Here is a 26,815-nt window from a genome sequence, read left to right on the forward strand (position 1 = left end):
TTGGGAGCGCTCCCATGGTGCCTTTCAACTGGAAGGAGTTTCCCCCACATGCGCAAACAGAGCCCATTAACCGGGCGTTCCCGGTCGGCCTTCCGCCGGCCTCTCCAGTCGCTCGCCATGCTGTTCGCCGTGGTTGTCGGCGCACTGACCTGGTCGGCCCCCGCCCAGGCTCACGGCTCCGTCGTCGGCCCCGCGTCCCGCGCGTACCACTGCTGGGAAAGGTGGGGTAACGACCACATGAACCCGGCCATGCAGACCGAAGACCCCATGTGTTGGCAGGCCTTCCAGGCCAACCCCGACACCATGTGGAACTGGATGAGCGCGCTCCGCGACGGCCTCGGTGGCCAGTTCCAGTCGCAGACCCCCAACGGGACGCTCTGCAGCAACAACCTCTCGAGGAACGCCAGTCTGAACAAGCCCGGGCAGTGGAAGACGACCACCGTCGGCAACAACTTCTCGGTCCACGTGCACGACCAGGCGTCCCACGGTGCCGACTACTTCACGGCCTACGTGAGCAAGCAGGGCTTCGACCCCAAGACCCAGACCCTGGGCTGGGGCAACCTCGACTTCATCACGCAGACCGGCCGCTTCGGCCCGGCGGCGGACTACACGTTCAACGTCAGCACCTCCGGCTACACCGGACACCACATCCTGTTCGTGATCTGGCAGGCCTCGCACCTCGACCAGGCCTACATGTGGTGCAGCGACGTGAACTTCGGCTGAGCAGGGGAGCGCCGCACACGGCACCGGTCTCTGCCGGGCGCCGGCAACCCGCCGCCCGGCCGACCGAGCTCCGTCGGGGCAGGGGACCCATTTGGTCACCCTGCCCCGACGGTGCTCCCTTCGCTCCTGGTGTGAACGCGCCCGATCGCACGGCAGTCGCACGGCAGCCGACTCCCCACCATCCCCATCGTACGACTCCAGCACTCAACGGCCATTGAGACTCCCAGACCGTGGAGGCGGCGATCTTGATTCCCAGCGCTGTGAGTTCGCCGTGGATCCGTCGGTATCCCCATGAGGTGTTCTCCCTGGCCAGGCCCAGGACCAGGGCGCGTATCGATCGGATGGTGCGTGGGCGTCCACGTCGCCTGGGTACGTAGGACGCGGCATGGCGCCGCTTGAGCAGGTCGCGATGCCAGCGCAACACCGTGTCGGGGCGGACCAGCAGCAGAAGGTGCCGGAGTCTGTCTTTGGGGAGGTGGTGGAGCAGGCCGGCGAGGATGGCACGGTCGCTGTCGGTGAAGGTCGGCTTGCCAACCTGGCGCTGTAGGACCAGCAGTTGGTGCCGGAGTACGAGGATCTCGATGTCCTTGTCTCTGTCGCTCATCGGCAGGAGGCGTAGGAATGCCAGGGCGTTGGTCGCGGCGAGGTAGGCCAGGCGCAGCAGCACGACAGACCATGATGCCGCCGGGTCCCTGCGCAGGTGAAGACACTTGGGCGAATGTCGAGGAGAACCGAAGATCCGTGATCAGGATCCCGACCTGCGTGGATGATTTATCGGCACCCGCAGAGTGAAGCCGGTCCGTCCAGCAGAAGTGGAATGTCCTATGGCCTCGGCAGCGGTGATGAGCGCCTGGATGAGCCGAAGGGCACGTCCTTGGACGGGCTTCGTGAGGCCCAGCGGTTGGGTTTCGCTCTGCATGGTCTGTACCACGGTGTGCGGACGCGCGAGCCGCGACGGCACGGAGATGGGTTTGAGGACGGCAAGGGGCCAGGCGGGGGGTGTCGACGAGCTTGATCTCGTACCCGCTACGGCACCAACTCCCGTATAGCTCCTTCGTCTCCGGGACCCTTCCGGACCTACGTGCCGCGGCGACGCGGGACGGCCACTTCTCCAAGTCCGGACCGCTGCCGCTCTTGACGATCCGGTCGCCGGCGCCCGCAAGCTCCTGCCTCGGTTCTCTTGCTTCCCGGCCCAGTTGACGGACGACTCCAGCGTGCGCTCCTTCACCCAGAAGCATGGGGTGCTACAGAACGAACGGGCACTGCTCAACCAGGTGGAAGCCCTGCTCACTGTGCGCGATCCACGGGAGTTCCTCAACGGTGGGCAAGAGGTGACTGTGGACGTGCCCGCGGTTGTCGACGGGACGGACTGGCACATGGAAGTGGCGGTCATGACGGCAGGCTGCTGCTGCCAGCCAGCGCCGTGGATGTGGAAATGGGTAGCACCGGCCGCAAAATTCTGCGCAATCACGGGCACGGCCGCTACGGCACTCACCTCATGCTGCCCGGCCCGGGAACCTGGCGGTTGACGGTGGGGGATCCGGTGAATGCCGGGTAGGTGCATGAGGTGAGCAGCGTTGTTCTGGTGGCGCAGCCGTGACACCTGCTAGGCCGCAGGCGCCGAGCTCAGGCAGCCGGTCGGCGTGGCGCGGTCCATGTCTTGCCTAAGAGGTCATCTCATTTGGACCGTTCGATAGCCTGCTGACGTGGGAATCGTTGAGCGGCTGGTGCCGGATGAGCTGTGGGAGTTGTTCCAACGCGTGCTCCCGGAAGCGCCGACCCGGCCTCAAGGAGGTGGCCGACGCCGACATGGCGACCGGGAGGTGCTGGCTGCGATCGTGTTCGTGGCAACGTCGGGCTGCACGTGGCAGCAACTGCCCTCCGCCTCGTTCGGGCCGTCGGGAGCCACGGCCCACCGTCGCTTCGCCGAGTGGTCGAAGGCCCGGGTGTGGGCGAAGCTCCATCGCCTGGTCCTCGATGAACTCGGCTCCCGCGGCGAACTGGACTGGTCCCGCTGTGCGATCGACTCGGTGAACATGCGGGCCCTGAAAAGGGGGACCTGACAGGCCCGAATCCTGTTGACCGGGGCAAGTACGGCTCGAAGATCCACTTGATCACAGAGCGGACCGGACTGCCCCTGTCTGTCGGGATCTCCGGCGCGAACCTGCACGACAGCCAGGCCCTCGAACCGCTCGTACGCGGCATCCCGCCCATCCGCTCCCGCCGCGGACCCCGCCGACGACGGCCTGCCAAGCTCCACGGCGACAAGGGCTACGACTACGACCACCTGCGCCGATGGTTACGCCAGCGCGGTGTCCGGCACCGCATCGCACGCAAGGGCATCGAGTCCTCCAAGCGCCTGGGACGGCACCGTTGGACCATCGAACGGACCATGGCCTGGCTCGCCGGATCCCGCCGCCTGCACCGCCGCTACGAACGCAAGGCCGCCCACTTCCTGGCCTTCACCAGCATCGCCTGTACCCTCATCTGCTACCGCAGACTCGCCAAATGAGATGACCTCTTAGTACTCCAGTGCGGTTTCGTGATCTACCCAGTGGGTTCGCTGGTGGTCCGTCGTCGGTAGTGGCTGCGCCGGGCTGTGGCCTGGTGGCGTCTGCGCCGGATTGACCAGTGCAGGAGCCTGGCCGCTGTCACCCCCGGTGGGGTGAAGACGGCGGCGAGCAGGTGGCGGATTTCCGGGACGGTCAGCGTGATCGGATCGCGGCTGTGGGCAAGGTGGTGCGTGCTGGCGGTCCGATCGGGGGCAGCGTCGGCGGCGAGGGCGGTCAGGAAGGCCAGGGCGAGCATGGCGAGCGTGATGTGCCGGTGCCATGAGGTCCAGTGCCTGACCTGGTAGTGGTCGAGTCCGACCTGGCCCTTGGCGGCCTGGAAGCACTCCTCGACGCTCCAACGGACGCCGGCGACGCGGACCAGTTCGGCCAGGGGCACTTCGGTGGGTGACCAGCACAGGTAGAAGGCGAGTTCGCCGGTGATGTGGTTGCGGCGGATGAGCAGGTGGTGGTGGCCGTCGGTGCCGAGGTGTATCCAGGCCCAGTCGTAGTGGCGCGGGCCCTTGGCACCGTTGCCTGCTCTGTGCCGCTGCCAGGCGGTGGCGGGCAGGCGGCTGGCGACGGTGTCCGCGCGGATGGTGGTGCGGCCGTGGTTGATCCGCACCCGCGTTGAGCAGGCGACGGCCATCACGTAGCCGGTCCCACGTGCCTCCAGGGCGGCACGAAGCTGCGGGTCCTGTCCGTAGACTTCGTCGCCGGTCACCCACGATGCCTGCACCCCGGCGTCCAGCGCGGCGGCGATCATCTCCCAGGCCAGGCGGGGTTTGGTCTGAAACCGCACCTCCTCGGGTATCCCCGCCGCGTGGCGGCGCTCGGCGTCAGCGCACCAGGAGTGCTCGGGCAGGTAGAGCCTGCGGTCGATCAGCGTCCGCCCCGGCTGGTGGCATAGGCGAGGAAGACCCCGACCTGGGAGTTCTCGATGCGGCCCGCGGTGCCGGTGTACTGGCGCTGGACGCCCGCCGAAGCCCGGCCCTTCTTCACGAAGCCGGTCTCGTCCACGATGAGCACACCGCCGTCGGCGCCGAGGTGTTCGACGGCGTAAGCACGGATGTCCTCGCGGACAGCGTCGGCGTCCCAGCGGGCGTAGCGCAGCAGGCGCTGCATCGGCCCGGGCCGGGCCAGGCCGGCCTGTTCGGCCAGCTGCCAGCAGTTCTTCCGCTCGGCACGCGACAGCAGCCCGAGCAGATAGGAGCGGGCACTCGCCCGGGGTTCAACCCGGCCGAAATGTCCCGCGATCCGGGCCATGGCCTGGTCGAACATCGCCCGCCAGCGGGCGGGGTCTACGCTACGGCCAGCGGCCACCGCACGATCTTCGTTTGTCCACACACCAACCGATGATCACGCGGTGGCCGTACCCGTTCCCGGCCGGGTACGGCCACAAGACTGGAGTATTAGGAGCCGGCCACCGCGGGGTAGTCCGTGTATCCCTCCGCGCCACCCGCGAAGTACGTGTCGCGGCTGCCCGCGGCGAGAGGGTGGCCGTGGGTGAATCGATCGACGAGGTCTGGATTGGCGATGAAGGGAGCGCCGAAGGAAACCGCGTCGGCCAGCTGCCGCTCGAGGAGCTCGTTGCCGCTCGCTTGCGTGAAGCCGAGGTTGGCGATGACGGCGCCGTGGTAGTGGGCGCGGTAGTGGGTGAATGCGGTGAAGGTGTCGTCAGTTCCCGTGTCGGGTTCCGGCCCCACGAGGTGGAGATAGGCCAGGTCGGTGTCGCTGAGGCGCTTGAGGAGCAGGTCGTACTCGGCCAGCGTCTCGGAATCTGCGGTGAAGGCAGGCCCGTGATTCCAGTAGGGCGAGAGTTTGACGCCGATGCGGTCGCTGCCCCACACGCTGCCGACGGCATCCACGACGTCGAACAGGAACTGGGCCCGCTTCTCACTGCTGCCGCCGTAGGCGTCGGTGCGCTGGTTCAGGCGGGGGTTGAGGAACTGGGCCACGAGGTGGGATGCCTGCGCGTGGATCTCCAGGCCGTCGAATCCGGCGCGCAGAGCGTTGGCGGCTGCCTGCCGGTAGGTGTCGATCGTGGTGGCGATATCCGCCGCGGTCAAGGCGCGGGGCGTGAGGGAGTCCTTCGGGCCGTCGGGGGTGTAGGACATCTCGTGGGGATTGATCGCCGAAGGGCCGGCGGGGAGCCTGCCGCCGTGGTGATCCGGGTGGGAGGCGGCGCCGGCGTGACCGAGTTGCGAGACGATCCTGCCTCCCGCGGAGTGCACGGCTTCGGTGACCTTGGTCCAGCCGACGGTCTGGGCGTCGGTGTAGATGCCGGGGACGTTGATGAAGCCGATCGCGTCCGTGCTGACCCAGGTCCCTTCGCTGATGATCAGGCCGGCGCCGGCGCGCTGCGTGTAGTGGGTGGCGTGCAGGGCGGTGGGGGCCAGTTCCTCGTTGCTGGCCCGGGAGCGCGTCATGGGAGCCATGACGACGCGGTTGGGCAGCTTGAGCGCGCCCAGCTGAACGGGCTGCAGGAGGGGCTGGGCGCTGGGTACTGAGGTCTGGTGGGGCATGAAGGATCTCTTTCGTGGCGGAAGGCGCTCCTCGTGGACTTGAGGAGCACGAGCGGGTCGGTGGGATCAGTCCTGCTTGAGGGCGTGGAGGGCGGACAGGGGGCCGCCGAGCTGGATGAGGCGTCCTCCCTCGCGCAGCGTTCCGAGGTCGACGGGAGCGAAGCCGAACTCGGAGGTCAGGTCTCTCACGGTGTTCTTGGCATCGGCGTCGTCGCCGGCGAGGAACAGCACCTGCCGCCCTGCCTCGTGGCGGGGATCGGGTGCGATGAACTGCGCGTAGAGGGAGTTGAACGCCTTGACCACGCGCGCGCCGGGAAGCAGGGAGGACACGTATTCGCTCCCGGTGAGGTCGCCCAGATCGGCGATCTCCGGGGTCGGGGAAAGGGAGGCGAACTGGTTGGTGGTGTCGATGACGACGGTCTTGTCCAGGCGGGGGAGCCCGGCGACGGTGTCAGGAATCCGCGGCCAGGGGACCGCGAGCACGACGAGGTCCGCGGTGGCGGCCTCCGCAGGGGTCGCGGCTGCCGCGAGCGCGCCGAGGTCCTTGACCAGCGGGGCCAGGGAGGCAGGTCCTCGGCTGTTGCTGAGCATGACCTCGTGGCCGTGACGGATCGCGTGCTGGGCGATGGCCTGGGCTATCGCTCCGGCTCCGAGCATTCCGATCCTCATCGGGCGGCCCCGTGTCCGGAGTCGGCCGTCCGCGGTGTGGTGAGCAGGACGGTTCCGCTCTTGGCCGGGCGGCGGGCGTGCTCGATGGCCGGCTTGAAGTCGGCGAGGTCGTAGCTGGCCGCGACTTCGAGCAGGTCCGGCGTGTTCTGCGCCAGATCCTGGGCGAAGGCGACATCCTGGGCCCGCTCCCCGGGGGTGCGGCTCATCCAGCGCAGTATCGACATCCCCCGCACCGTCAGCGCCCGCGCCATGAGAGGCAGCGCCTCCAACGATGTCGTGCCGGAACCCGGATGCCCGTAGGAGATCAGGGTGCCGCCGTCGGCGAGCAGTTCGGCAAGGTCCTGGGTCATGGCACCACCGACACAGTCGAGGACCACCTGGACATCCCGCTCACCGGCATGCAGGCGGACTTGTTCCCGCCAGTCGTCGTCGCACGTCGCGATCACGGGCTGGGAGGGGTACAACGTCCGCACCTTCTCGGCACCGGAGGTGCTGCGCACGAGGTTGATCAACTGCAGGTCGTGCCGGACCGCAGCCGCGCTGACCAGCCTGCCGACGGACGAGCCGGCGGCGGTCTGAAGCACCGGACCCGCCTGCCCGCGCAGGGCCTCCTCCACCCCGCGGTACAGCATGCACAGCGTCAGCGGGTTGACCAGCATCAGGGCCGCGGTCTCGTCGCTGACTCCGTCCGGCACCGGCACTGCCAGATCGGCCGGGACCACGACGAAGTCGCTCCACGTTCCCGGCGCCGGGAAAACCGCCACCCGCTGCCCCCAGGCGCGGCGCGCGGACGTTTGCTCCGACGCCCTCGACGACGCCCATCCCCTCCTCTCCGGGAGTCCGGGCCCCCGACTGCTGTTCCGGCTGCCCCGGCAGACCCTCCACACCGATCAGGTTCCCCGGATGGACGGGCCGGACCAGCATCCGAACCAGAACCTCTCCGCTGCCGGGAGCCGGCCGGCGGGCCTCTTCCCTAAGCGTCAGTACCTGTGCGGCATCCCCTTGCCGCGTGTACTCCACGGTGCGCATAGGCGCCTCCCCTCGCTCTTTGATGATATCCATCCTTAAAAGAATGATGAGGGGTAACATTGAAAACGTCAAGCACTGCCGACACAGGAGGGCGGCCATGCCGCGGATCACCAGGGAAGACAAGGCCAGGAACCGGCAGAACATCGTCGAGGCGGCTGGGCGCATGTTCCGCTCGCAGGGCGTCGATGCCGTAGGGATCGCCGAACTGATGAAGGAAGCGGGCCTGACCCACGGCGGCTTCTACAACCACTTCGCGTCCAAAGACGATCTGGCTGTCGAGGCGTGCGGCACCTCGTTCCAAGCCTCTCTGGGCTCCCTGGAGCACATCCTTGAGGAAGGCGTCGATCCCACCGGCCCACCGCTGAAACGAGTGGTGGACAACTATCTTTCGGCCGCCCACCGCGATGCCTCGGACGGCGGCTGTCCCTCCGCCTCCCTGGTCACCGACGCCGGACGGCACAGCGACACGGTCCAGCGCGCCTACGCGAGCGGCGTGGAGGGATACCTCACCGGCTTCGCCCAGGAGTTCGCCCGCGAGCACGAAGGGGAGATCACCTCACGGGAAGCACGGGACCGTGCGGTGCTGCTGTTCAGCCGACTCGTAGGGGCAATGGCCCTCGCCCGCGCAGTGAGCCACGTCCGGCCTGAACTGTCCGACGAGATTCTGCGGACCTGCCGCGCCCACGCTCTCGACTGACCGACTGACCGATTGTCAGCTGGAGGGAGTGCTCACGCTCGTGCGCCGACTGGTGCAGGGGACAGCTGCCGAGAGGACAGCTGTCATCTTCCGCCAGGCAGCCGCTGGAGAGGGCTACTGATCTCCGGCAACCCGCCACCTGGTTGCCGCTCCTGCCGAGTCTTCGGTGTAGCGGGCTGCCGTCGGGTGCGAGCGCCTTGAGATCGTTTGGTGCGGTGAGCCTCGTGCTTATCCGCTCCTAGTACTCCAGTGCGGTTTCGTGATCTACGCAGCGAACCCACTGGGTAGATCACGAAACCGCACTGGAGTATTAGGGCGTATTTCAGAAGTGGATCTTGATATGTCAAGATCCACTTCATGGGGAGGCACGATCTGACGAATGCGCAGTGGGCGAAGCTGGAGCCCCTGCTCCCTGCTGGGAAGAAGTCCGGACGACCGCCGGTACACACCAAGCGGCAGCTGATAGACGGCATGCGCTGGCGCACCCGCGCCGGTGCTCCGTGGCGGGACGTGCCCGAGCGGTACGGCCCATGGGGGACGGTGTACGGACTGTTCCGCCGTTGGCAGCGGGACGGCACCTGGCACCGCATCTTCGAGCAACTGCAGGCCCGGGCCGATGCCGAGGGACTGATCACCTGGGACGTCTCGGTGGACTCCACCATCGCCCGCGCCCACCAGCATGCGGCCGGTGCCCGCAAAAGGGGGATCTGCAGATCGAGCCGCCCGGTGGTCTGTTCACCGAGCCGGACGACCACGGTCTCGGACGCTCCAGGGGTGGGCTGACCACCAAGTTGCACCTGGCGGTCGAGCAGGCCCAGAAGCCGATGTCGCTGGTGATCACGGCCGGACAGCGCGGTGACTCCCCGCAGTTCCAGGTGGTCCTGGGCCGTATCCGGGTGCCTCGGCTCGGGCCGGGCCGTCCGCGTACCCGGCCGGACAAGGTGCGCGCCGACAAGACACTCCATGCGGTTATGGGGTCAAGCAGCTGCCGCGAGCGAGGACGGCTCAAGACGGGTGAAGGCGATTGTTTCGTCGAATCTCTGGCGGTCGGTCAGGCAGTGGTGGAGCTGCCCGAGCATGCGGTTGAACAGATGGCGGAGGGCAGCGTGGTAGCGGTCGCCGGTGTCGCGTCACCGGTTGTAGTGGGCGTGAGCCCCGGGTGAGGCGGTCAGTGCGGAGGACGCCCAGTGCCGCCCACTCGCGGCCAGACGACTGTTCTTGATGCAGGCCGCCACCACGGCCATCGACACCGCCTGCCGTCTGCTGCGGCTGCCGTCGATCCGCAGCGAGTTCGCCGACATCGCCGACCGGGCCGCCAAGGATCAGATGACCTACCGCGGCTTCCTCGCCGAACTGCTGATGGCCGAGTGCGACGACCGGGCCCGCCGCCGCTCGGAACGACGGATCAAGGCAGCCGGCTTCCCCCGGGAGAAGTCGCTGCGGACCTTCGACTTCGACGCCAACCCCAACATCGATCCGGCCACCATCAACACCCTCGCCGACTGCGAGTGGATCAAGAAGAGCCAGCCGCTCTGCCTGATCGGCGACTCCGGCACCGGAGAGTCCCACATGCTCATCGCGCTGGGCACCGAGGCCGCGATGAAGGGCTACCGCGTCCGCTACACCCTCGCCACCAAACTCGTGAACGAGCTGGTCGAGGCCGCCGACGAGAAGCAACTGAACAAGACCATCGCCCGCTACGGCCGCGTCGACCTCCTCTGCATCGACGAGCTGGGCTACATGGAGCTGGACCGGCACGGTGCTGAGCTGCTGTTCCAGGTCCTGACCGAGCGCGAGGAGAAGAACAGCGTCGCCATCGCCTCCAACGAGTCATTCGGCGGGTGGACGAAGACCTTCACCGATCCCCGCCTTTGCGCGGCCATCGTCGACCGGCTCACCTTCAACGGCACCATCATCGAGACCGGCACCGACTCCTATCGCCTCGCCAGTACCCGGGCCCGAACCGAACAGCCTGTCAAGGCCAGCTGACCTCCACACGCCACACCTCGACAGTCTGCCGCCTTTGACCAGCGCCTTCGAAGGCACACGCTCAGTCGTGGTCAGCTTCTCGTTTCGCTGTGAAGTTCGTACGCCACCGGTCGATCAGCGGGGGCAGCTCGCGCAGTATGAACGCATAGAAGTCCTCCATCTCCGCCAGTCGCCGCCCAGCCGGGGTGGATGGGCCGCCGGCCGCTGCGAGCCCCTGCTCGGCGACTTCACCCATGGTGGCCAGTAGCTGGTTCTGCTGCGACATGAGCTTTGCCCAGGCACCATCCGGGAAACGGTAGTGGTCCCGGCGGCTGCCCGGCGCCGGGACCCGCTCCAATAGGCCACTCTGGGTGAGCTGCTTCACGGCGCCGGACACCGCACCGGAACTGATCTGCAGCTCCTCGCACAGGTCGGCGGCGGTCATTGTTTCCCGCTGGCTGAACAGCAGGGAGGTCATCACCCGCGCGGTGGTCTTCTGCATCCCGCCCTGCGCGAGGATCAGCGCCAGCTTCTCCGCCACGTCCCGCAGCTGCTTGTCGTAGCTCATGCCGACACCCTAACCGAAAGCTCCCTTTGCTCAGAGTATTCAAAGATTTCTGAAACTTACATATGGTCGAGGCTGCGGACGCGACTGAGCATCGCGCCCGATGAGCGCCGAATACGTCGAGCAGAAAGGCCCCACCCGCCCATGACTCGCAAGAACGCCGCAGCCGCCGTCCACGGGATGTCCGACGAAACCTGGAAGAGGCACGCCAACCCGTGGAGCGTGTGGACTCGTTTCGCCGCCATCCCGGCCTTCGAGCTGGCTGTGTGGAGCCGGCAATGGCTCGGCTGGTGGTGCCTGGCCGCCGTCCTCACCGTCGTTGTCTGGCTCTGGCTCAACGTGCACCTGTTCCAGCCGGTGGAGCCCACCAGCTGGGCTGCCAGGGGCATCTACGGTGAGCAGCTCCACGTCGACGGCAAGGTTCCAGCCGAGCACAAGACGACCGCCAACTGGCTGATCGCATCCGGCCTGACCGGCTTCGCACTGATCGCCTGGGGGCTGACCGCCTTGAACATCTGGCCGCTCATACTGGGCACGGTCATGGTCGTGCTCGCCCAGCTATGGCGAATCGACCGCTACGGCCTGCTGTTCCAGCAGCACCTCCGCGAGCAGGTCCCGGATGACGCAGGGTGAAGCAATCCCTCGCCCTCACGGGCAGCGGCCCGCCCCCATGCACTGCTGCTATTTCTCGTGAACATCCATGAGCCTCAAGATCACAAACTGCTGCCCAAACCGGCAGACAAACGCTGCTGCTTGAAGTGAACGAAGCCATCCACCCGTCCGGCGGTGTCGCGAATCCACCCGCGCCTGACCAATGGCCAGGGCCGTCTACAGCTGTCTAGAGCGGAAGCGGCGGCCACGCACCCCAGGGCTGGGACCACGTGTACGTGCGTTCCGCGTTGCCCGTCCGCCAGCGGCGCGGGGCCGTGGTCCCGAGCCAGTCCAGCGGTTCGACGCCGCCGGGCGACCCGCCGTCCAGCGCGAGCCGGACGGCCGCGCCGAGGTCGGCATCGGTCTGCGGGGTACGGGCGGCCGGGGCGACGGAGACGAACAGCGCGGTGCCGGAACGGGCCACCAAGTCCAGGAACTGACGGTTCAGCCGCCACTCGGTGGCCGGGGTACAGGGCACGCAGTCGGCATCCACCGCGTAGAAGCGGCTGTGCTGGGCCAGCCGGAAGGCGAGGGTGTTGATGCCCATCCGTCGGGTGCGCTCCCAGTGACGGCCCGAGGTGTCGTCACCGGTTCGCTGCACCTGCACCAGACCCGCCGCCAGATGTCCGACGGTGTTGCAGCCAAGCACCACGGCGTCCCCGGCCGCCTCGGCGATGGTCCGGTAGAGGCCCACCAGCACTTCGGCGGTGGTGCGGGTGCGGTCGGCGAGCCGCCATCCGGCACCGGCCATTTCGTGCGGTGTGTCCGGGTGGAAGCGGCCGAAGACGTCGTACGTGCTGAAGTCGTGCTTGATCAGCTCGAAACCCCAGGAGCGGAAGCGGGCGACATCGGCGGCGACGGTCGCCAGCGTCGCGTCCAGCGACGGGTCCAGGGGGATCCGGCCGGGAGCGCCGGTGTCCGTGCGCATCCCCTCCGTCGGCACCCGGGACAGCAGCGGCCGGAACCACAGGCCTGGCCGGGCGCCACGGTCGGCGATGCCCGCGGCCAGGCCCGCCATGTCGTCGAACAGCCCGGGCAGGCCGGTGTCCCACGGCCCTCCCGGGGCGCTTCCCCCGCCTTCCGTCCAGCCGTCGTCGACGACACAGAACGGCCGCACTGGATGGTCCCCGGCGAACTCGGCGATGGTGGCCGCGTCGCGCAGTACGGCGTCCGGGCCGAAGTCCTGGCCGTAGGCGTAGTACCAGTTGTTGCAGCCGACCACCGGCTGCGCGGGCAGCAGCGGATCGGGGGACATGGCGGCGCACAGCTCCTGGAGCGCCGCGTACGGGGTGGTGTCCGCACCCGTCGCCACCCCGACCACCGTGGCGGCGGCGATCTCCCGGTCGCCCGGCAGCACAGGCAGGCCGCCGGAGCGTACGTCCAGCCACAGCGTGGTGCCTTCCTCGTCCACCGTCCAGCAGCACAGCGCCCCGGCGCGGGTCCGTACGCCTAGCCCGGTGCAGCCACCGGTCGCCGGGTCGGTGCTCAGCCAGTACCAGGGCAGGGGGCGTTCCGGCTGGACGCTGCGCCACTGCAACTCGCCGTACGAGCGCTCCCACGCATCGCCGAGTACCAGGGCGGGGCGGTGACCGCCGGGGTGGTGGCGCCAGCGCAGCGCCACTGTCGACAGGCCCTCCGGACCCGGCGCGGCGAGCACCAGCCGCAGGGCGCCGTATGGATCGTGCCGCGCCGTCACCTCGGCGCCGGGCACGGTCCAGCGGCCCGTCCCCACCGGTGCGGCGGTGCGCGGGTCCCCGGACGGACCGGTGATCACATGGACGGAGTCGGGCAGCGGAACGTCGATCGCGGCCATCGGCCTCACCCCTTCACGGCGCCGGAGGTGAGCCCCTGCACGATGTGGCGGCTCGCGAAGGCGAAGAGCACCATGGTCGGCAGGATCGTGAACACGGCCGCTGCGGACATCGAGCCCCAGTCGATGTTGAAGCTGGAGATGAATCCGTTGAGGGCCGTGGGGGTCGTCTTGTTGGCGTCGCTGTTCATCAGGGTCACCGACAGGAACAGCTCGTTCCAGCAGTTGACGAAGTTGAAGATGAACGCCGCCACGATCCCCGGACGCATCACCGGGAGCAGCACCCGGAACAGCGCCGCGAACCGGGAGAGGCCGTCGATCATCGCGGCCTCCTCCAGTGCGTCGGGGATGTTCTCGAAGAAGCCGCGGAGCATCACCGTGCAGAAGGGGATACACACGGCGATGTAGACGAGGATGAGCCCGAGCCGGTTGTCGACCAGTTTCAGGTCGGTCATCAGCAGATACAGCGGGCCCAGCGCGATGAAGGCCGGGATCATCTGGGTGACCAGGGCGGCCGTCAGCAACGCGGACTTGGTGCGGAACTCGAAGCGCGCCAGCACATACGCCGACAGCATCGAGATGGCGGTGGCGACCGCGCCCGCGACGGTCGCGACGATGAGGCTGTTGGTGAGATAGGTCCCGAAGTCGGCCTTGTTGAACAGCTCACTGTAGTTCTCCAGCGAGAAGTGCTCGGGCCAGTAGGCGAGGGGGAAGGAGAAGATGTCGCCCGGCGCCTTCAGCGAGGTGATGGTGATCCAGTAGAGCGGGAAGACGGTGAAGGCCAGCCACAGCCCCAGGAAGACGACCCGGACGGCCCGGCCCGCCGTGGTCTCTTTGCCGATCACGACCTCACCTCTCGCTTCTCACGCGTGGCCAGCAGGAAGAACACCGTGAAAAGCAGCAGCCCCGCGACCACGAGGAGACCGAGCGCCGAGGCCTTGCCGTAGTCGCCCTGCTGAGTGATCTTGATCATCCAGGTGGTCACGATGTGTGTCTGGTTGTTCGGCCCGCCACCGGTCATCCCGAAGATCAGATCGGGGAAGTTGAAGATCCAGATGACCCGCAGCAGCACCGTGAGCACCAGCGTGACCCGGATATAGGGGATGGTGATCTGGAAGAGCGTGCGTGCCTTCCCGGCCCCGTCCAGCGCCGCGGCCTCGTACAGTTCGTCGGGGACCGACTGGAGCGCGGCCAGGATCATGATGGTGAAGAAGGTGACGCCGTACCAGATGTTGGCGATCAGTACGGCGATCATCGCCTTGTGCGGATCGGCCAGCCACGCCACGGGCTCGTCGATCAGCCCCGCCTTCTGGAGCAGATCGTTCACGACGCCGAACTCGCTGTTGAACATCCAGCGGAACAGGATGCCGATGAGGAACCCGGAGATCGCCCAGGGGAAGAAGATCAGCGCCTGGTAGACGCCGCGGAAGCGGAACCGGCGGCGCAGCCACAGGGCGAGCGCGAAACCGATCACGAGCTGGGGCACGATCGATCCGATGACCCAGGCGCCCGTATTGCCCAGCACGGTGCCCCAGTTGGGGTCGGAGAAGACACGGTGGAAGTTGTCCAGGCCCACCCAGGAGGTGTCGGTGAGATCGTTCAGATCCCAGTGGCGGAAGGCCATCTGGCTGCCCGCGATCATGGGGTAGTACGTGAACACCGCCACGAAGATCGCGGCAGGCGCCATGAAGGCGGCGATGAGCAGGCCCCGGCGGGTCGTGAACTCCCGCTTCCGGCCGCCCCGCGGCCCGTTCCGGGCCCGCGGGGCCGCTTGCTTCCGGACGGGGCGCGAAGTCTTCGGCCCGGTCGTCGTTGCGGACGTGGCGGGCATCCCTACTTCTCCTGCTCCCACTTCTCGGTCCAGTACGCGTCCCAGCCCGTCAGCAGCTCCTTGGGCGACATCTTGCCGGTCACCATCTTCTGCACGTCGGCGTCGGACTTCTGCTCCCACTCGCGCCACCAGGTCACGCCGCGCGGCTGGCTGACGTTGAGATAGGTGTCGGGGTGCTTGGTCATGGTGACGTAGGACGACCACGGGCCGGTCTTGTAGAACGGGTCCTCGGTCGCCGACTTGAGGATCGGCACCAGGCTGTTCTTCTTGGTGAAGTCCGTCGACGCCTTGCCCTGGGACAGGAACTTGATCAGCTTGACGGTCTCGGCCTTGTGCTTGCTGCCCTTCGCGACGCCCCACCCGGCGGTGGCCAGCGGCTGGACGGTCTTCCCGCTGGGTCCGGCCACCAGCGGAGCGGTGTCCCACTGCTCCTTCGAGATCGACTTGGACTCGGAGACCGTGGCGATGACTTCCGGATCCTGGAGCAGGAAGGCCGTGGAGCCGTTGGAGAACGCCTCGACCATCTCCGGATAGCCCCAGGACACGGATGACTTGGGCGATGCCTTCTTGAAGAGCGTGAGGTAGGTCTTGAGGGCGTCCAGGGCCTCGGGCGCGGAGAAGATCGTGCGCCCGTTCTTCAGCTTGTAGCCGTTGGCGAGGTCGACCTTGTCGGCCACGTACGCCTCGATGATGGCAGTGGCGTTGCTGTTGGCGTTGGCCCCGCCGCGGAACGCGTAGCCGTAGCGGCGCTCCGCCGGGTCGTTGATGGCGGAGGCCTGCTTCAGCAGCTGGTCCCAGGAGGCCGGGGGCTTGCTGAACCCGGCGTCCTTGATCAGGTCCTTGCGGTAGAAGAGGCTCAGCCCGTAGAAGCCGTAGGGGACGAAGAAGGTACGGCCCTTGGCGTCTTCGGACGCCTTGACGGCGTTCTCCGTCATGGCATTCCAGCCCTGCCAGCCCTTGAGGTCCTTCGCCATGTCGTACAGCCAGCCGTTGTTCGACCACGGGCCGACCGTGATGTCCCGTACCTCGAGTGCGTCCACGCCGCTGCCGGACTGGAGCATCTGCTGGATCTTCTGATCGGCCTGTTCGGTGGGCGGCGAGATCAGGTTGACCTTGATCTTGGGGTTCTGCTTCTCGAAGTCGGCTATGAGCCCCTTGAGCAGATCGGTGCGGGAGGGGTTGGTCAGGCTCTCGACCATGTTGAGCGTGACCGTGCCGTTCGCGTTCGGACTCATGGCGGAACAGCCGGTCAGGACCATCGCCGCGGCGGTGCCGAGGGCGAGGGCTACCGTCCTTCTCCTCATCGTGCTGACCTCTTTCTTGGGTGCGGGCCGCGCTCGGAGCGGCTTGGGGAGTCGGGGGTGGGGAGGGGAGTACGGTGTCGCGCCGCTATGGCGCGCCGTGCCGCCCGCGAGCCGCGCGGGCCCACTCAGCGAGGACGGGGACGCAGGTCTCGGCGAAGTACTCGTAGTCGGCGGCGGTGTTGTAGACGTGGGCGGACACCCGCAGATAGCCGATGCCGCCGAAGCTGGTGAAGGCCGCCTCGACACCCAGCTCCCCGGCGACCCGGTCGCGCAGCGCGTCGGCCTCGACGCGGGTGGCGCCGAGCCCCTCGGGCAGCCGCACCAGACGCATCCCGGGGACCGGCATGCCGACGTCGACGCTGCTGTCGGCGCCGGTCAGCTCGGTGAACGCGGCACCGATGACCTGCGCGGCGTAACCGGCCAGGTGGTCCATATAGCGGCGGGCGTGCCTCCAGCCCCAGGTGTGCTCTATGAAGCCGAGCGCCGTCGGTGCCGCCAGATAGCAGGTGGCATCCACCGTGCCCTGCTGGTCGAAGCGGTCGGGGTACGGATCCTCTGCACCCCATGAGTCGATCGGTGGGTAGAGCCGCTCACGCAGTGGACCGCGGGCGACGAGCGCTGCGGTGCCCCGGGGCGCGCATCCCCACTTGTGCAGGTTTCCGACCCAGAAATCGCAGGTCAGCCCCGAGAGCGGGGCGGGGAGCAGACCAGGTGCGTGCGCACCGTCCACGAGCAGCGGGATCCCGCGCCGCCGGGCCTCCGCTCCGATCCGCTCCACCGGCAGCCGGCGGGCGGTCGCCGAGGTGATCTGGTCCACCACGATGAGGTCCGTCGCCTCGGACAGTTCGGCGAACACGGCCTCGCACGCTTGCTCCTCATCTGCGTCGAGGGGTACCCGCGCGGTGCGGACCCCGCCATCCCAGCGGTCGCGCGCCAGCCGCTCGGCGCCCATGGTCACGGCGCCGTAACCGTGGTCGGTGACGACGATCTCCCCGCCGCGGCGACGGTCGAGGGCGGCGTACACGGTGCTGATGCCCGCGCTCGCGTTCGGCACCAGGGCCAGGTCGTCGGCGGCCACCGCCAAGAAGTCGGCGATCTCGACCCTGGTGTCGGCGATCCGCTGAGGCAGCGCCGGGAACCACACCACCGGGGAGCACTCCATCTCCACCCGCAGCTGCTTCTGCCGCTCCTGTGCCACCAGGGGAACCGCGCCGAAGGAACCGTGGTTCAGGTGTCTCATGGCGGGGTCCAGCGTCCACGCCCGGTCGGCGGGACGGCCGTCGGCCAGCAACAGGGGGCGTGGCGCCGCGATGACATCGGTCTCGCTCACATGAGTGCCGATCTGCCGGGGTCCGGATGTTCCGAGGGGCGTCAGAAACGAGAGAGATCTGATCGCAACCAGAACACGTATGATGACTCGGCATCCTGCATGATGGATTCCATGCAATCAAGGGGTGTAGCAGCGTGGATCATCAGATGACTTCTGATCGATACCTCTGAGATATCTGATGAATCGGTACAGTGCGATGAAGGGCGCGGGACCGCGCCCCGCCCGTTCGGGAGGAATCGGATGTCCGCAGTCGACAAGGCGTTCCACGGCCTACGCCACATGATCGCCACCGGGCGCCTCAGCGCCGGAGGGCGCATTCCGCCCGAGGGCGAGCTGTGCGAGGAACTCGGCGTGTCCCGGGGGTCGTTGCGCGAGGCCGTACGGATGCTCGCGGCCCTGGGGGTGATCGAGCCGCGGCACGGCTCCGGTACTTATGTCTCCCAGCTCAGGCCGGAGGACATCATAGGCAGCCTGTCGCTCACCCTGGAACTGCTGCCGCTCTCCGGTCTGCTGGAGGTGTACGAGATCCGGCGTGTCCTGGAGTCCCACGTCGCGGCGCAGGCTGCGGCCCGCAGCACCCCGGAGACGGTGCGGGAACTCTTCGCGCTCATCGAGGCCATGGACGCCACCGACGACCCCACCGAGGCATCGGACCTCGACCACCGCTTCCATGCCGCGATCGCCACCGCGGCCGGAAACCCCGCCCTCGGCTCCCTGCTCTCGGTCTTCCGCGCCCGCTCCCGCAAGTACCAGATCTTCACCCTCCCCGAGGGCGAGCAGATGCGGCGCAAGAGCGACGAGGATCACCGCGTGCTGGCCACCGCGATCGCCGACCGCGATCCGCGCGCCGCCGCCGGAGCGGCCGAGGCCCATGTCGCCCAGACGGAGCGATGGCTGCGCGCCTTCATGCCGCCCATGGAGGAGGACTCCCCGGCCTGACGCGTTGCGTTGCGTTTGACGTGCCTCGCGTCGGCATGATGCGATCCAGCGTTCCGCGATGGCGTTCATTCGGGGCACCTGGGGCGGTGTCGGAATGACGTGCACGCCGATCGCCTGGAAGACGGCGTCGAAGCTGTCGGTGAAGTAGGTGCCGCGGTCCCGGATGAGGAGGCTGATCGACTCTGCGCGGTCAGCGAGGTCCACGAGGTGGTTCCGTGCTTGCTGGGTGATCCAGGGGCCGGTCGGGTGCCGGGTGATGCCGGCGATGTGCACGTGTCGGGTGCCGTGGTCGATGAAGAACAGCATGAACCAGCGCCGCAGGAAGACCGTGTCGATGTGGAAGAGGTCGGTGGCCATGATGGCGGAGGCCTGGGCTTTGAGGAAGGCGGGCCAGGACTGGTTGGTGCGCTGGGGTGCGGGGTCGATCCCGGCCTTCTGCAAGATCTCCCAGACGGTCCAGGCGCCGAGTTTGCGTCCCAGGCCGAGCAGTTCGCCGCGGATCCGTTGATATCCCCACCCGGGGTGCTCCCGCGCGAGGCGCAGGACCAACTGCCGCAGTGCTTCCGGCGTCGGTGGTCGGCCCGGACGGCGGTGTGCATAGGTCCACTTCCGGGCCACGAGACGTGCGTGCCGGCGCAGGACCGACCGTGGAGTGACCAGCAACACCAGCCGTGCACGCTGCTGCTTGTTCACCATCCGGAGCAGCGCTGCCATGACAGCCCGATCACTCCAGGAAATTGAGGTCGTGGCTGGATGCGTTGCGCGACACCGAGCTGGTGCCGGAGCATCAAGATCTCGACTTCTTTCGCCGCACTCGACCGGGCCAGCAGCGCAAGCCATCGGAAGAGCTGACACGCGAGCTGATAGATCAGGCGTATCGCCACGACCCAGCATGATGCCGCAGCACCCGTCAGCTCCAGCGCTCTGGCAGATCCGAAGTCGCAGGTCACCTCGGGTGACATATTTTCCGGCACCCACAACGTCGCACACCGCTCGGCCAGCACCGCACCTCGCCATCGGCCAGCACCCGCACCTCGCCAGTCGCCTCGTTGACGACCGGGGCGCACATCTCGTCGTCGAGGGTGTCCTCGGCGTCGATGGGCGGCATGTCGGCCATCATGCCGACACCCTCACGCGGCCACGACCTGGATCGGGCGTCCTGACGTTGGCCGTTCGCCCCCTATCAGGTCTTGCTCCGCGCCCGCCGGCGCCGGCCTGGCGGCGGTCCAGACCGGCGGACGGGGCGATGTCATGCGGGGACGCCGAGCGGCGGGTGCTCGAGCACGCGGGGCTTGTACTCGACCAGCTGGATGCGGCCGTCGAAGGTGCGGTGCTCGATCATCTCGAGGGCAACGTCCGGATAGCCGTCGTAGATGCGTTCTTCGCCCGTGGCCCCGGTGATCACCGGGAACATCACGACCCGGAAGCGGTCGACGAGTCCGGCTCGTAGCAGGGACCGGCACAGGCTGAGGCTGCCGATCGTGCTGAGGAGTCCCGAGCCACTCGACTTCATGGCGCGGACCGCCTCGACGGCGTCGTCGCGGATGAGCGTGGAGTTGGCCCATGCCAGTGGCTCCTCGAGTGAGGAGGAGAACACCACCTTGGACGCTTGCGTGAGCTCGTCGACGGACGCCTCTTCCTCGGGCCTGAACTCGTCTTGGCCATTCGGGACCTCGCCTGCGGCGAAGCCGGACATCAGGCGGTAGGTGTTCGCTCCCATCAGATAGGTGGCCTCGGGCTGCTCGCCGAGCCATGCGAGGTACTCCGGGCCCTCGAGGCCCCAGAACCCGGGCCATCCCTCTCCCGATGCGTGGCCGTCGAGGGAGGTGATGAAGTCGACGAGAAGCTCCGACATGGCGGTGTCCTTTCCTGGGGTGTCACGAGCTTGGACCGGCCGGGAGCCACAAACTCATCGGTCGCGCTGTGGAGTGACGAGAAAACCCATGACGCTGCAGCCGATCAGGCCGACGGACGGCACTGCTTCGGCGGGCCCGGAGGCCCATATGATTGCACTATGCACGCAGTCGGGGAATGGTCTCGCGCGATTGGGCACGGCGGTTTGAGTTCTGTCAAAGCCCCAGCTCAGCCCCACCCGCGAACGGCCCCACAACCAGATCCCTACGATCCGGTGCATGCTGGATCCCGAGCTGTTGGAGCGGACCACCGCGCGGAGCGCGGAACTGGACGAACTCGGAGAAAGGCTGGCCAAGCAGTTGGCCGAGGTGCGGGCCGAGCGGGACGAGCCCGCTGTCGCCGAGAAGGTCCTCGAGCGGATGAGCGAGCAGCTCGCTGGAGAGCGCGCTTCATACACCAGTGAGACCGCCATGCGGACATGCTGCCAGCCGAGACCGGATCCCTGACGTCACCTGCCGCGACGACTTTTCGAGCCTGTGCCGTTCAGAAATGCGTCGTTGCGTGTCGTAGGTGGTCTGGCGGGATCAGCGGGCGCGCTGGGACCATGTCCAGGTGATCGTGTCACTGGTGTATCAGGTCACGAGGAAGCTTCTTGGTGCTGCGGCCGGCACGGGAGATCCGGCGCTGGGGCTGCCGCGGGATCCAGGGGGGAGCTCGCCCGGCTGGGCCACAGGATCGGCGCCTCCACGCTCTGGAAGATCTTGACCGCCGCCGGTGTCGGCCCGGCTCCCCGCCGCGTCGGGCCGACATGGCGCGAGTTCCTGACATCCCAGGCCGAAGCCATCATTGCCTGCGACTTCCTGCACATCGACCTGGTGGATCTTCGCCGGGTCTACGCGCTGGTCTTCATCGAGCACGACACACGCCGCCTCCACATCGCCGGCGTCACCGCTCATCCGACCGCACAGTGGACAGCCCAGCAGGCCCGGAACCTCGCTCTTGAGTCGGGCGTGCGCTCTGGAGCGAGCGCCACGCTCTCCGTGTTCTCAGCACCTACGCCGGACACTACAACGGACATCGACCGCATCAGGCCCGGGAGCAACTGCCTCCCCTCGCCGACCACCACACGGCGCCGCTGACCGACCTGAAAACCCCACGACGATTGCTCCGGACCCGTGTCCTTGGTGGCCTGATCAATGAGTACAGGTACGTGGCATGACCAGCGGTGACGCGTTTCTGAACGGCACAGGATCATGTGGTTCTTGGAGTTCCGGATGCCCCATGGCCTGCGTGAACCCGGCGAGCGCCGGCGATCGCGACGGCGCCGCAGTGTTGTTCTCCTACCGCGTCACAAGCCAAGAGCTGAGCTTGCCGTGCTACTTCGTAACCCTGATGATCGGTTGCTCGACCCGCAGTTCGGCCTAGCACGGAGAAGGGTCCAGGGGTGTGTTCTCTGGATGTTCCCTTGTGTACGGGGGCACAGGCCGGGACGCCGTCACGGCTACTACTCCTTACTCTGGGGGTATGGACCGAGTGGAAGCACGTGAGCTCGAGTACTTCGTCGCCCTCGCCGAGGAACTGCATTTCGGGCGGGCCGCGGAACGACTCGGGATCGCCCAGCCACCGTTGTCCAGAGCGATCCGCAGGCTGGAACGCCGGATGGGTGTGCAGTTGTTCGAGCGCACCAGCCGTCATGTCGGTCTCACCGCGGCCGGTGCGGTCTTCCTGACCGAAGGCCGCAAGGCGTTGACCGCACTGGACGACGCGGTGTCACGCGCCCAACGCAGCATTCATCCGCACCGGCTGGTGGTGGCCGCGCTGCAGGGCACCGGGTCCGGGCTGCTGGCCGGCATGTTGCGGGACTACCGCCGCCAGCCCGGTGCCGCCGACGTCGACGTGGTGTTCACCCAGGACCACGTCGACCTCGTGCGCACCGGTTCGGCAGACCTCACGTTGACGTGCGGTCACAGCGGTCTTGCCGGGTTGGAGTTCACCGAGCTCGCCGAAGACGACACAGTCGCGTTGCTACCGCGGGACCATTTCCTCGCGGCGAAACCGGCTGTGACGGCTGCCGATATCGCGCAGGACGCGCTTTTCCGTCCGCAGTGGCCGGAAAACACACTCGACGAGATTATCGATCAGGTCGCCATGGGCGAACTGATTGTGACGGCTGCGGCAAGCGCAACCGACCGGATCGGCTCCGCCGTCGTGGCTGTTCCCGTCCTCGACGCGCCACCGACCTGGCTGGTGCTGACCTGGCGGCCGGACATCCCTACCGCGACGCGCGACGCATTCGTCTACACCGCCAGGAACGTGGCAACCAGGCACCTGGGCCACTCAGGACCAGGTGCCTAGCTGGGTGGCTCCGCCGTCAACGACCAGTTCAAAGCCGGTGATGTAGCTGCTCTGCTCCGATGCGAGGAACAGGATCGCGTTCGCCTGTTCCTCCGGTCGCCCCCACCGGGCCAGCGGGACGGCCGACGCGTAGTTCGCTTTCCACTCGCGCCTGCCGGCCTCGTCGAGCCCGGCCGCGACGAGCGCATCCTCGATCCCGGCAGTGTCCACGATTCCCGGTGACAGCGCGTTGACCCGGATCTTCCGCCCCTTGAGTTCGTTCGCCCAGCTCCGAGCGAACGAGCGGACCGCGGCCTTCGACGCGTTGTACACGCTGTACCCCGCCGTCCCGCCACTCCCCGACACCGAGCTGACCAGCACGATCGACGCGCCGTCGCTGAGCAGCGGAAGAGCCTTCTTGACCGTGTTCAGCGTGCTCCGGACGTTGGTGTTGAAGTGCAGGTCGAAGTGCTCGTCGGTGACGTCTTCGAGCATCGCGAACTTGGCAGTGCCGGCGTTGGCCACCACAACGTCGATCTGACGGCCGTCGGCGCGCACGGTGTCGTACAGCCGGTCGAGATCCGCGGGGTTCGACGTGTCGCCCTGCACGGCGATCGCACCCACCTTCTCCGCGGCGGCCGTCAGCTCCTGCTCCCTGCGACCGGTCACGTACACCACCGCACCTTCTTCGACGAACCGCTGCGCCGTGGCGAGACCGATACCTGAACTGCCGCCGCTGATGACCGCGACCTTGTTGTCGAGTTGACCCATGACACCGAGTCCACCACCGCTCACCAGCGGGAACAATGACGACTCCGGCATCACAGCAGTACCCGGCAGGTATCGACTGTGCGCGGTCATGTTTGCCGGTTGCCGGGACCACCGCAGGTTGCCCCCGAGTTATGTTCTTCGCGGTCCTGCAAGAGGGCCGCTGGCCTACGGGCCCGGCATGACTGTTCCTGTGCCGTTCAGCGATGCGTCGTTGCAGGTCGTAGGGGTCTGGTGATACCCGGGGTCGCCTGGGGCGATTCCGCGGGTGATCATCTCCCTGAGGTATCAGCCAACGCGGAAGCTGCTATCCGTCCCGGTTGTACTGCTCCGCCAACAGGCAGCCAAGGACGCAGAACTACTGGTACTCCGACACGAGAACGCGGTGCTGCGCAGACATCTCGCGCGTCCGGTGCGCTACGAGCCGGTGGACCGACTGTGGTTCGCCGCGCTGTCCTCCCTGATACCCCGGCGGCGATGGGCGCAGGTCTTCCCGGTGACTCCAGGGACTTTGCTCGCGTGGCACCGAAGGCTCGTCACATGCGGCTGGGACTACAGCAGGCGTCGGAGCAGGCCTGGCCGACCACGGCCGGCGAAGGCGATCAGGGAGTTCGTACTGCGGAAGGCCCGCGAGAATCCGCGATGGGGTTGCCGCCGGATCCAAGGCGAGCTGGCTCAGCTCGGGCATCGGGTCGGTTCCACAGTCTGGGAGATCTTGGCCACTGCCGGCGTAGGCCCTGCGCCTCGCAGAGCCGGACCGACATGGCGTGAGTTCCTCACGATGAAGGCCGACAGCATCATCGTTTCTGCGACTTCCTGCACATCGATCTGGTGAATCTCCGCCGGGTCTATGCGCTGGTCTTCCTCAAGCACGGCACGCGCCGCCTGCACATCGCCGGCGTCACCGCACACCCGACGGCTGCCTGGGCCACCCAGCGAGCCTGCAATCTCGCCACTGACCTGGGCGCGCGCATGGACTCGCTCCTGCGCACCCGCGTCCTCGACGCTGTGATCAACGAGTACAGATATGCCGTTTGACCAGGAGTGATGATGATCCGATCCTCATCGGTCAGAACATGGTGTTGTCGTTCTTGGAGGTCGGTGGGATGAGCTGGAGGACGTCCCAGTGTTCGACGATCTTGCCGGCCGCGTCGAAACGGAAGATGTCGATGCCGGCGTACTCCTCGGCGGGCCAGGTCTGGTGGCAGTGCAGGATCACGTGGTCGCCCTCGGCGAAGGCTCGCTTGACCTCCACCCGCTTGCCCGGGTACTCGGCGGCCATGCGCTCGAAGTAGTCGATGAACGCCTGTTTGCCATCGCCGACGTGGGGATTGTGCTGGATGTAGGTGTCGCCGACGTACCGGTTGATGGCCTCGGCGGGGCGGCATTGGTTGAACATCAGGTCGTAGAACGCCTTGGCCGTGGCCTTCTTGGTCTCCGGGTCGCTCATGGTGTCTCCGTAGGGTCGGGTGTCAGGTGCGGCAGGGTGAGTGCGTCGAGCAGGTCGCCGGCCTCGACCGGGACGGGCAGAGTCCGGCCGGAGAGGTCCGCCGGGGTTTCGGGGTGGGTGGAGTTGACGCGTACGAGGCGCGCGTGGGGGAAGTGGCGGGTCAGGTGTTCACCGGGCCATCGAACCACCCCGGGGGTGTTGAACCCGGCGCCGAATTCCAGGATGAGCAGGCGGGTGTCGACGTGAGCCGTTCCCAGCCACTGCTGGAGGCGACGGCCCGCCGGGAGGTAGGGGGTGTCGACGAACTCTGGGCCGATACGGACGTTGATCTCGACCTCCCCGCCGCAGTTCGGGCAGCGGGGCAGGGCGCTCGGGTCCGTTACGGCACCGGTGGCCGGGTCGTATGCGGCGAGGAGCCGCGTGATGAGGGGGCGGCTGTCCCAGGTGCTGGGGATGCAGGGGGTGGCGCACTGGTAGCGGCCGTAGTCGCCCTGTGGTGTGAAGACCCGGTCGGGGGCGAAGCCGCCCCGGGCGAAGAGGGCATCCACGTTGGATGTCATCACCCAGTGTTCCTTGTCGCCGACGAGGGAGCGCAGACGCTGGTAGAGGGGGTTGGGGTCCGGGGAGAAGCGGATGTCGTGGATGTGGACGGCCCAGTAGCCCCACAGCAGGGCGGGCGGCAGAGGGACGCCGACGAGGTAGCGGGAGCGCAGGCCGAGGCGGTGCAGGGCAGGGAAGAGCTCCTTGAAGCGGTCCTCGTCTCCGTAGTCGTATCCGCGGCGGCGCTGAGTCCGGCCCCGGCGGTGATCAGGACACGGTCGGCCTCGGTGAGCCAGGTGCGTATCGTGTCGGCGGCGGCTGCCACTTCGAAAGCGGGGTGGTTCATCGGGGCCGGGTTCCTTCGGTCAGGGCGTGGCGATAGGCGGCGAGGTCGTCGTCCGTATAGACGTTGTAGATCACGCGGTCGAACCGTTCCGGGTGGAGGTCGAGCCAGTCGGCCACGGTGTCCAGGGCGATGCGGGCGGCCGGTGTCCTGGGGTAGCCGAAGACGCCGGTGCTGATGCCGCAGAACGCGACGCTGCGTATGCCGTCCACTTCGGCGGCGAGGTCGAGGCAGGCACGGTAGGCGGACGCCAGTGCCCGCTGGTGGAGCGTGAGCACGGGGCCGTCGACGATCGGACCGACGGTGTGCAGGACGTAGCGGGCGGGCAGGTGGTAGCCCCGGGTGATCTTGGCCGTGCCGGTCGGTTCCGGGTGCCCCTGCAGAGACATGATCGTGTGGCAGTCGGCACGCAGGCGGGGGCCGGCGGCGGCGTGGACGGCGTTGTCGATGCACGGGTGCATCGGGGCGAAGCAGCCGAGCAGGGCACTGTTGGCGGCGTTCACGACGGCGTCCGCGCCGAGGGTGGTGATGTCGCCCTGCCACAGCGCCGTCCGGTCGTCGGCCCGGTATGTGGTGTGGGGAATCGTGTCGCGGACGGTGGGCAGAGAGGTGGCGTCGACGGTGTCGCGTGCCAGGCGTTCGCCGACCAGAAACGCGTCGAGTACGCGGGCGGTGCCGGTGGACAGCGGGCCTGGCTCCCGGACCGTCAACACGGCGCGCAGGAGCTGCCGGGCGGCGGCATCGTCGAGCCGGTCCGCTGCACCGGGGCGCAGCCCGGCCCTCACGGCCACCGGGTCGTCGCCCAGCAGTCCGAGCGCCTCGCGGGCCAGGTCGGCGGGCCGATCCCCTGGGACATGACCGACGTCGAACCGGAAAGGCTCGTCGAGAGCGATGGCGGCGCTGTAGGCGGCGAGCGGCAGCGCGGTCGCGTACACG

24 protein-coding genes and 6 pseudogenes are annotated in these 26,815 nt (G+C 67.7%); 13 read left to right on the forward strand and 17 right to left on the reverse strand.

The genetic code is table 11. The annotated features are described in order from the left end of the window. The first annotated feature begins 48 nt into the window (after positions 1-48). Positions 49-723 carry a lytic polysaccharide monooxygenase auxiliary activity family 9 protein gene (locus LIV37_RS40180; RefSeq protein ID WP_020872782.1) on the forward strand — a complete coding sequence of 225 codons (675 nt, stop codon included), beginning with the start codon at positions 49-51 and terminating at the stop codon, positions 721-723. 220 nt (positions 724-943) lie between these two features. Here the strand turns inward: LIV37_RS40180 and LIV37_RS40185 are convergent. Beyond that, positions 944-1,390 (reverse strand): annotated as a pseudogene (locus tag LIV37_RS40185) (integrase); the annotation flags it as partial. Between the two features lie 1,045 nt (positions 1,391-2,435). Between LIV37_RS40185 and LIV37_RS40190 the strand changes: the two are divergent. Then, positions 2,436-3,235, forward strand: a protein-coding gene (locus LIV37_RS40190) for an IS5 family transposase (protein WP_167525821.1) whose coding sequence is annotated in 2 segments (ribosomal slippage) — positions 2,436-2,775 and positions 2,775-3,235 — 801 coding nt in all. Because the reading frame shifts where the segments join, the coding sequence is not laid out codon by codon here. Positions 3,236-3,270: 35 nt separating this feature from the next. Here the strand turns inward: LIV37_RS40190 and LIV37_RS40195 are convergent. From LIV37_RS40195 to LIV37_RS40210, 4 genes and pseudogenes are all read right to left on the reverse strand, one after another. Further along, positions 3,271-4,553: pseudogene (locus tag LIV37_RS40195) on the reverse strand (IS701 family transposase). A 131-nt stretch (positions 4,554-4,684) separates the two neighbouring features. Further along, a complete protein-coding gene (locus LIV37_RS40200; RefSeq protein ID WP_254807146.1) occupies positions 4,685-5,797 on the reverse strand; it encodes an alkene reductase in 1,113 nt (370 codons plus the stop codon). 66 nt (positions 5,798-5,863) lie between these two features. Next, positions 5,864-6,454, reverse strand: a complete 591-nt coding sequence (locus LIV37_RS40205; protein WP_020872786.1) for an NADPH-dependent F420 reductase — start codon at positions 6,452-6,454, stop codon at positions 5,864-5,866. Positions 6,455-6,462: 8 nt separating this feature from the next. Beyond that, positions 6,463-7,230, reverse strand: a complete 768-nt coding sequence (locus LIV37_RS40210) for a zinc-binding dehydrogenase (protein ID WP_243146074.1) — start codon at positions 7,228-7,230, stop codon at positions 6,463-6,465. A 362-nt stretch (positions 7,231-7,592) separates the two neighbouring features. Here LIV37_RS40210 and LIV37_RS40215 point away from each other — a divergent pair, with 362 nt between their 5' ends. From LIV37_RS40215 to istB, 4 genes are all read left to right on the forward strand, one after another. Beyond that, positions 7,593-8,192: a TetR/AcrR family transcriptional regulator gene (locus LIV37_RS40215; protein ID WP_020872788.1), complete on the forward strand. Its 600-nt coding sequence runs from the start codon at positions 7,593-7,595 to the stop codon at positions 8,190-8,192. A gap of 357 nt (positions 8,193-8,549) precedes the next feature. Continuing rightward, positions 8,550-8,975, forward strand: a complete 426-nt coding sequence (locus LIV37_RS40220) for an IS5 family transposase (protein WP_243146073.1) — start codon at positions 8,550-8,552, stop codon at positions 8,973-8,975. Positions 8,976-8,983: 8 nt separating this feature from the next. After that, positions 8,984-9,355 carry a hypothetical protein gene (locus LIV37_RS52735; protein WP_020872790.1) on the forward strand — a complete coding sequence of 124 codons (372 nt, stop codon included), beginning with the start codon at positions 8,984-8,986 and terminating at the stop codon, positions 9,353-9,355. 58 nt (positions 9,356-9,413) lie between these two features. After that, the gene (gene istB / locus LIV37_RS40230) at positions 9,414-10,181 is read left to right on the forward strand and encodes an IS21-like element helper ATPase IstB (protein ID WP_020872791.1); all 768 of its coding nucleotides are present in this window, start codon (positions 9,414-9,416) and stop codon (positions 10,179-10,181) included. Positions 10,182-10,242: 61 nt separating this feature from the next. On the opposite strand, the gene LIV37_RS40235 is transcribed toward istB, so the two are convergent. After that, complete coding sequence (locus tag LIV37_RS40235; RefSeq protein ID WP_020872792.1) at positions 10,243-10,728, reverse strand: GbsR/MarR family transcriptional regulator; 486 nt, start codon at positions 10,726-10,728, stop codon at positions 10,243-10,245. A gap of 141 nt (positions 10,729-10,869) precedes the next feature. Between LIV37_RS40235 and LIV37_RS40240 the strand changes: the two genes are divergently transcribed. Then, positions 10,870-11,358 carry a DUF6653 family protein gene (locus LIV37_RS40240; protein ID WP_121823942.1) on the forward strand — a complete coding sequence of 163 codons (489 nt, stop codon included), beginning with the start codon at positions 10,870-10,872 and terminating at the stop codon, positions 11,356-11,358. A 205-nt stretch (positions 11,359-11,563) separates the two neighbouring features. Here the strand turns inward: LIV37_RS40240 and LIV37_RS40245 are convergent, their stop codons facing one another. The 5 genes from LIV37_RS40245 to LIV37_RS40265 form a co-directional block, all read right to left on the reverse strand. Beyond that, positions 11,564-13,189: an alpha-amylase family protein gene (locus LIV37_RS40245; protein WP_020872794.1), complete on the reverse strand. Its 1,626-nt coding sequence runs from the start codon at positions 13,187-13,189 to the stop codon at positions 11,564-11,566. Between the two features lie 5 nt (positions 13,190-13,194). Next, positions 13,195-14,031 carry a carbohydrate ABC transporter permease gene (locus LIV37_RS40250; protein WP_020872795.1) on the reverse strand — a complete coding sequence of 279 codons (837 nt, stop codon included), beginning with the start codon at positions 14,029-14,031 and terminating at the stop codon, positions 13,195-13,197. Then, a complete protein-coding gene (locus LIV37_RS40255; protein ID WP_020872796.1) occupies positions 14,028-15,017 on the reverse strand; it encodes a carbohydrate ABC transporter permease in 990 nt (329 codons plus the stop codon). The genes LIV37_RS40250 and LIV37_RS40255 overlap by 4 nt, the downstream gene beginning before the upstream one ends. Positions 15,018-15,019: 2 nt before the next feature. After that, entirely contained in the window at positions 15,020-16,321 is a 1,302-nt protein-coding gene (locus tag LIV37_RS40260; protein WP_121823940.1) for an ABC transporter substrate-binding protein, read from the reverse strand. Positions 16,322-16,406: 85 nt separating this feature from the next. After that, positions 16,407-17,651 (reverse strand): aminotransferase class V-fold PLP-dependent enzyme, encoded by a 1,245-nt coding sequence (locus LIV37_RS40265; RefSeq protein WP_020872798.1) that lies wholly within the window; start codon positions 17,649-17,651, stop codon positions 16,407-16,409. Positions 17,652-17,891: 240 nt separating this feature from the next. On the opposite strand from LIV37_RS40265, the gene LIV37_RS40270 reads away from it, so the two are divergent. Together LIV37_RS40270 and LIV37_RS40275 are read left to right on the forward strand one after the other, a co-directional pair. Continuing rightward, positions 17,892-18,590, forward strand: a complete 699-nt coding sequence (locus LIV37_RS40270; RefSeq protein ID WP_020872799.1) for a FadR/GntR family transcriptional regulator — start codon at positions 17,892-17,894, stop codon at positions 18,588-18,590. Between the two features lie 99 nt (positions 18,591-18,689). After that, a complete protein-coding gene (locus LIV37_RS40275) occupies positions 18,690-19,331 on the forward strand; it encodes a hypothetical protein (RefSeq protein WP_158634850.1) in 642 nt (213 codons plus the stop codon). Between the two features lie 205 nt (positions 19,332-19,536). Here LIV37_RS40275 and LIV37_RS40280 read toward each other — a convergent pair whose 3' ends face one another. Continuing rightward, entirely contained in the window at positions 19,537-19,698 is a 162-nt protein-coding gene (locus LIV37_RS40280; protein WP_158634849.1) for a hypothetical protein, read from the reverse strand. 141 nt (positions 19,699-19,839) lie between these two features. Beyond that, positions 19,840-20,445 carry a dihydrofolate reductase family protein gene (locus tag LIV37_RS40285; protein WP_020872803.1) on the reverse strand — a complete coding sequence of 202 codons (606 nt, stop codon included), beginning with the start codon at positions 20,443-20,445 and terminating at the stop codon, positions 19,840-19,842. A 277-nt stretch (positions 20,446-20,722) separates the two neighbouring features. Between LIV37_RS40285 and LIV37_RS40290 the strand changes: the two genes are divergently transcribed. From LIV37_RS40290 to LIV37_RS40300, 3 genes and pseudogenes are all read left to right on the forward strand, one after another. Continuing rightward, positions 20,723-20,950 (forward strand): hypothetical protein, encoded by a 228-nt coding sequence (locus LIV37_RS40290; protein ID WP_020872804.1) that lies wholly within the window; start codon positions 20,723-20,725, stop codon positions 20,948-20,950. A gap of 146 nt (positions 20,951-21,096) precedes the next feature. Next, positions 21,097-21,663, forward strand: a pseudogene (locus LIV37_RS40295) (integrase core domain-containing protein); the annotation flags it as partial. A 305-nt stretch (positions 21,664-21,968) separates the two neighbouring features. Next, a pseudogene (locus tag LIV37_RS40300) lies at positions 21,969-22,571 on the forward strand (LysR family transcriptional regulator); the annotation flags it as partial. Positions 22,572-22,796: 225 nt separating this feature from the next. Here LIV37_RS40300 and LIV37_RS40305 read toward each other — a convergent pair. After that, positions 22,797-23,549: pseudogene (locus tag LIV37_RS40305) on the reverse strand (SDR family NAD(P)-dependent oxidoreductase); the annotation flags it as partial. A 265-nt stretch (positions 23,550-23,814) separates the two neighbouring features. Between LIV37_RS40305 and LIV37_RS40310 the strand changes: the two are divergent. After that, a pseudogene (locus LIV37_RS40310) lies at positions 23,815-24,530 on the forward strand (integrase core domain-containing protein); the annotation flags it as partial. Between the two features lie 85 nt (positions 24,531-24,615). On the opposite strand, the gene LIV37_RS40315 reads toward LIV37_RS40310, so the two are convergent. The 3 genes from LIV37_RS40315 to LIV37_RS40325 all read right to left on the reverse strand — a co-directional run bounded on the left by LIV37_RS40315 (position 24,616) and on the right by LIV37_RS40325 (position 26,814). Next, positions 24,616-24,996, reverse strand: coding sequence for a nuclear transport factor 2 family protein (locus LIV37_RS40315; RefSeq protein WP_020872809.1), 381 nt, complete (start codon positions 24,994-24,996; stop codon positions 24,616-24,618). Beyond that, a complete protein-coding gene (locus LIV37_RS40320; protein ID WP_020872810.1) occupies positions 24,993-25,556 on the reverse strand; it encodes an SIR2 family NAD-dependent protein deacylase in 564 nt (187 codons plus the stop codon). Before LIV37_RS40320 ends, LIV37_RS40315 begins: the two co-directional genes overlap by 4 nt. A 322-nt stretch (positions 25,557-25,878) precedes the next feature. Continuing rightward, the gene (locus tag LIV37_RS40325) at positions 25,879-26,814 is read right to left on the reverse strand and encodes a protein-ADP-ribose hydrolase (RefSeq protein ID WP_020872811.1); all 936 of its coding nucleotides are present in this window, start codon (positions 26,812-26,814) and stop codon (positions 25,879-25,881) included. Between the last annotated feature and the right edge of the window lies 1 nt (position 26,815).

Source organism: Streptomyces rapamycinicus NRRL 5491 (assembly GCF_024298965.1).
GTDB lineage: Bacteria > Actinomycetota > Actinomycetes > Streptomycetales > Streptomycetaceae > Streptomyces > Streptomyces rapamycinicus.

Bases quoted from the DNA above. Each gene is read 5' to 3' on its own strand.
- LIV37_RS40240 (WP_121823942.1), top strand. From the start codon at position 10,870: ATGACTCGCAAGAACGCCGCAGCCGCCGTCCACGGGATGTCCGACGAA.
- LIV37_RS40315 (WP_020872809.1), bottom strand. From the start codon at position 24,996: ATGAGCGACCCGGAGACCAAGAAGGCCACGGCCAAGGCGTTCTACGAC.
- LIV37_RS40220 (WP_243146073.1), top strand. From the start codon at position 8,550: ATGGGGAGGCACGATCTGACGAATGCGCAGTGGGCGAAGCTGGAGCCC.
- LIV37_RS40255 (WP_020872796.1), bottom strand. From the start codon at position 15,017: ATGCCCGCCACGTCCGCAACGACGACCGGGCCGAAGACTTCGCGCCCC.
- LIV37_RS40180 (WP_020872782.1), top strand. From the start codon at position 49: ATGCGCAAACAGAGCCCATTAACCGGGCGTTCCCGGTCGGCCTTCCGC.
- LIV37_RS40215 (WP_020872788.1), top strand. From the start codon at position 7,593: ATGCCGCGGATCACCAGGGAAGACAAGGCCAGGAACCGGCAGAACATC.
- LIV37_RS40260 (WP_121823940.1), bottom strand. From the start codon at position 16,321: ATGAGGAGAAGGACGGTAGCCCTCGCCCTCGGCACCGCCGCGGCGATG.
- LIV37_RS40270 (WP_020872799.1), top strand. From the start codon at position 17,892: ATGTCCGCAGTCGACAAGGCGTTCCACGGCCTACGCCACATGATCGCC.
- LIV37_RS40245 (WP_020872794.1), bottom strand. From the start codon at position 13,189: ATGGCCGCGATCGACGTTCCGCTGCCCGACTCCGTCCATGTGATCACC.
- LIV37_RS40320 (WP_020872810.1), bottom strand. From the start codon at position 25,556: ATGACATCCAACGTGGATGCCCTCTTCGCCCGGGGCGGCTTCGCCCCC.
- LIV37_RS40235 (WP_020872792.1), bottom strand. From the start codon at position 10,728: ATGAGCTACGACAAGCAGCTGCGGGACGTGGCGGAGAAGCTGGCGCTG.
- LIV37_RS40280 (WP_158634849.1), bottom strand. From the start codon at position 19,698: ATGCCGCCCATCGACGCCGAGGACACCCTCGACGACGAGATGTGCGCC.
- LIV37_RS40285 (WP_020872803.1), bottom strand. From the start codon at position 20,445: ATGTCGGAGCTTCTCGTCGACTTCATCACCTCCCTCGACGGCCACGCA.
- LIV37_RS40200 (WP_254807146.1), bottom strand. From the start codon at position 5,797: ATGCCCCACCAGACCTCAGTACCCAGCGCCCAGCCCCTCCTGCAGCCC.
- LIV37_RS40205 (WP_020872786.1), bottom strand. From the start codon at position 6,454: ATGCTCGGAGCCGGAGCGATAGCCCAGGCCATCGCCCAGCACGCGATC.
- LIV37_RS40290 (WP_020872804.1), top strand. From the start codon at position 20,723: ATGCTGGATCCCGAGCTGTTGGAGCGGACCACCGCGCGGAGCGCGGAA.
- istB (WP_020872791.1), top strand. From the start codon at position 9,414: ATGCAGGCCGCCACCACGGCCATCGACACCGCCTGCCGTCTGCTGCGG.